Annotated in this window: 2 protein-coding genes and 1 pseudogene; 2 read left to right on the top strand and 1 reads right to left on the bottom strand. The window is 64.0% G+C overall.

The genetic code is table 11. The features are described from left to right. On the bottom strand, window positions 1–2,228 hold a 2,228-nt coding region (gene purL, locus AADJ04_RS17690; protein WP_341240418.1), incomplete at its 3' end, for a phosphoribosylformylglycinamidine synthase. 135 nt (window positions 2,229–2,363) lie between these two features. On the opposite strand from purL, the gene map reads away from it, so the two are divergent. Then, window positions 2,364–3,179 (top strand): type I methionyl aminopeptidase, encoded by an 816-nt coding sequence (gene map / locus AADJ04_RS17685; RefSeq protein ID WP_044399680.1) that lies wholly within the window; start codon window positions 2,364–2,366, stop codon window positions 3,177–3,179. A gap of 140 nt (window positions 3,180–3,319) precedes the next feature. After that, window positions 3,320–4,091: pseudogene (locus AADJ04_RS17680) on the top strand (bifunctional uridylyltransferase/uridylyl-removing protein); the annotation flags it as partial.

Here is a 4,091-nt window from a genome sequence, read left to right as displayed (position 1 = left end):
AGCTTCACGCGCGGCAGCTCGATGGGCGCTGCCAGCAGGTTGGTGATGGCCTCGGCCACGGCCATGCGGCCCGATGCGGGGGCGTTGATGGCGGCCAGCGGTGTGCGCTCGCCCATGCTCATGGCCTCGCCCGCAAAGCCCTTGTAATCGGCCAGCGTCACGGCGCAATCGGCCACGGATACCTGCCAGGGGCCGACCATCTGGTCGCGGTAGCTCAGCCCACCCACCGTGCGGTCACCGATGGTGATGAGGAAGCGCTTGGATGCCACCGTGGGGTGGGCCAGCACGTCGATGACGGCCTTTTGCAGCGGCACGCCGGTCAAGTCCATCGGTGCGAATTCGCGCACCACGGTCTTCACGTCGCGGTGCATCTTGGGCGGCTTGCCCAGCAGCACGTTCATGGGCATGTCCACCGGCAGCTTCTGGTCGTCGGCCGTGGCTGCGGGGTCGTGCAGCACCAGCTGGCGCTCTTCCGTGGCCGTGCCAATCACCGCAAACGGGCAGCGCTCGCGTTCGCAGAAGGCTTTGAACTGTTCCAGCGACTCGGGCGCAATCGCCAGCACGTAGCGCTCTTGCGACTCGTTGCTCCAGATTTCCTTCGGGCTCATGCCAGACTCTTCGAGCTGCACGGCGCGCAGGTCAAAGCGCGCGCCACGGCCTGCGTCGTTGGTCAGCTCGGGGAAGGCGTTGGACAAACCGCCCGCGCCCACGTCATGGATGGCCAGGATGGGGTTGTTGCTGCCCTGCGCCCAGCAGTGGTTGATGACCTCTTGCGCACGGCGCTCGATCTCGGGGTTGCCGCGCTGCACCGAGTCAAAGTCCAGCTCGGCCGCATTGGTGCCGGTGGCCATGGAGCTGGCGGCGCTGCCGCCCATGCCGATGCGCATGCCGGGGCCGCCCAGCTGGATAAGCAGCGAGCCAGCGGGGAATTCGATTTTCTTCGTCAGCTCGGCATCGATCACACCCACACCGCCCGCGATCATGATGGGCTTGTGGTAGCCGCGCTGCACGCCGCCCACGTTCTGCTCGTATTCGCGGAAGTAGCCGTTCAGGTTGGGGCGGCCAAATTCGTTGTTGAACGCCGCGCCGCCGAGAGGCCCTTCGACCATGATCTGCAGCGGGCTGGCAATGTGCTCAGGCTTGCCCACGGTGCTACCCCACAGCTTGGACACGGTAAAGCCCGTGAGGCCCGCCTTGGGCTTGGAGCCGCGCCCCGTGGCGCCTTCGTCGCGAATCTCACCGCCTGCACCCGTGGAGGCGCCGGGGAAGGGAGAGATGGCCGTAGGGTGGTTGTGCGTTTCCACCTTCATCAGCACATGCTGCGTTGCGCTACTTTTTTGATAGCTGCTTGCGCTTGATCCATCAGCGCCAGAGGCCATTTTTGCCACAAATCGCTCGACTTGGTGGCCTTCCATGATCGACGCGTTGTCAGAGTACGCCACCACCGTGTGCTGGGGCGCGAGCTGGTGGGTGTTGCGGATCATGCCGAACAGGCTCTTGTCCTGCGCCACACCGTCGATGGTGAATTCGGCGTTGAAGATCTTGTGGCGGCAGTGTTCGCTGTTCGCTTGGGCGAACATCATCAGTTCCACATCGGTGGGGTTGCGCTTGAGGCCGTTGAAGGCGTTGACGAGGTAGTCGATCTCGTCATCGGCCAAAGCCAAGCCAAAGCGAGTGTTTGCAGCTTCCAGCGCAGCGCGGCCCCCAGCCAGCACGTCCACACGCTCCATGGGCGCGGGCTGCAGCTCGGTGAACAGGGCGGCCGCAGCGCTGCGGTCAGCCACCACCGATTCGGTCATGCGGTCATGCAGCAAGGCGGCGACCTGGCCCAGTTGCTCGGCGGTCAGCTCGGGTGTCTTGCCCAGCAGACCTGTCTTGAGGGTGATGCGGTATTCCGTGATGCGCTCGACACGTCGGATCGCAATGCCGCAGTTGCGGGCAATGTCAGTCGCCTTCGAGGCCCAGGGCGACAAGGTGCCCAGGCGAGGCGTGACCACGATGGCCGCACCATCTAGCGGCCCGGCGTAGGGGTCGCCATAGGTCAACAGGGCCGCCAGCCGCTCTTGTTCGGCAGCCGAAGGCGGCGCATCCGTCACCACCAGGTGAACAAACCGCGCCGCAATGGCGGTGATCTTGGGGTGGATGGCCTCCAAGGCGGGCTGGAGTTGTTGAGCGCGGAAAGAGCTGAGGGCGTTGCCGCCCGCCAGCGTGGTGATGTGCAAGGTCACGGTAGCGGCCTGTTGGGGTGTGAGGGGTGGGGATGCTTCGCAGGCTGGCCAGGGCGGCCGCCATGAAGCCCGCCATTTTACCGGGCATGTGAGGCGCCTACGCGCCACCCAGGGCCCAATGGGATAATTCAGGCCATGACCATCAACATCAAAAGCGCCGAAGACATCGAAGCCATGCGGCACGCCTGCCGTTTGGCCTCGGAAGTGCTGGACTACATCGCCCCCCACATCAAGCCCGGCATCACCACCAAAGAGATCGACCGCCTGGGCGCGGAGTGCATGGCCCAGCAGGGCACCATCTCCGCCACCGTGGGCTACCAGCCCCCAGGCTACCCACCCTACCCTGCGTCGCTGTGCACGTCGGTCAACCACGTGGTGTGCCACGGCATTCCCAACGACAAGCCCCTGAAAAAGGGCGACATCGTGAACGTGGACGTGACCGTCATCACCAAGGACGGCTGGTACGGCGACAACAGCCGCATGTACCTGATTGGCGAGTGCTCGATTGCAGCCAAACGCCTGTCGGCAGTGACTTTTGAAGCCATGTGGCACGGCATCCTGCAGGTCAAGCCAGGCGCCCGGCTCGGAGACATTGGCCACGCCATCCAGAAGTTTGCCGAGGGGCACGGCTTCTCGGTGGTGCGCGAGTTCTGCGGACACGGCATCGGCCAGAAATTCCACGAAGAACCCCAGGTTCTGCACTACGGCCGCCCCGGCACGTTGGAAGAGCTGCAACCCGGCATGGTGTTTACCATCGAGCCCATGATCAACGCAGGCAAACGCGATGTGAAGAACCATGGCAACGACGGCTGGACCATCGTCACCAAGGACCACAGCCTCTCTGCCCAATGGGAACACACCGTGCTGGTCACCCCCACGGGCTACGAGGTCATGACCTTGTCGGCAGGGTCTCCGCCACTGCCTAGTTTTGTGACAGCCACGCGCACCTGAAGTCAGCGGCAAGAGACCTGCGCACGACTTTTGCTTGGCAGTCAGGGCGTGCGCAAACTGAAACCGCGAGCCGGGTCGGCGCACCACTGTCGCACTGTCTGGCTCCGGTTCTTGTCCCTCTTCCTTCCAAGCCCTGCCTCATGACCGAAATCCAGTCGCTGCGTGCCGCCTATCGCCAAGAAAAAGCCGCCGTCATGGGGGGCATGGCAGCCTCTGTAGCCTCCACCCGGGGCATTCACAAAGTGCTGCGCAAGCTGTCTTCCCTGACAGATGGTTTGCTGCACACACTGTGGCAGCGCGCAGAGATGCCTTCTGGCTGTGCGTTGGTGGCGGTGGGCGGATATGGCCGGGCGCAGCTTTTTCCGTTCTCTGACGTGGACGTGCTGCTGTTGCTGCCGGAGAGCACGCAGTTGGACACGGACAGCGCACTGAGCCGGCGCATTGAGGGCTTCATCGGTAGCTGCTGGGACGCGGGGCTGGAAATCGGCTCCAGCGTGCGCACCACCTCAGAATGCCTAGCCGAAAGCGCGGCCGATGTGACGGTTCAAACCTCACTGCTCGAAGCTCGTCTCATCTGCGGGAATGCGGCGCTGTTTGCACACTTCCAGGGCCAGTACCAGGCGCAAATGGATCCCAAGGCCTTCCTGGTCGCCAAGACGCTGGAAATGCGCCAGCGCCACACCAAGTACGACAACACGCCTTACGCGCTGGAACCCAACTGCAAGGAATCACCCGGCGGCTTGCGAGACCTGCAGCTCATTCTGTGGGTTGCCAAGGCTGCAGGATTGGGCGGCAGCTGGAAAGAACTGGCCGCCAGTGGCATGGCCACCCCGTTTGAGGTGCGCCAGATTGAACGCAACGAAGCCCTGCTCTGCCTGATACGGGCGCGCCTGCACCAGGCGGCAGGACGCC

Origin of the sequence: uncultured Acidovorax sp., from assembly GCF_964021665.1 — a bacterium.
Lineage (GTDB): Bacteria > Pseudomonadota > Gammaproteobacteria > Burkholderiales > Burkholderiaceae_C > Acidovorax > Acidovorax temperans.
Note: the sequence above shows the minus strand (reverse complement) of the source record. Positions and strands in the feature narration are given on the sequence as shown.

Coding starts and splice junctions, on each gene's coding strand:
- map (WP_044399680.1), top strand. CDS start 2,364: ATGACCATCAACATCAAAAGCGCCGAAGACATCGAAGCCATGCGGCAC.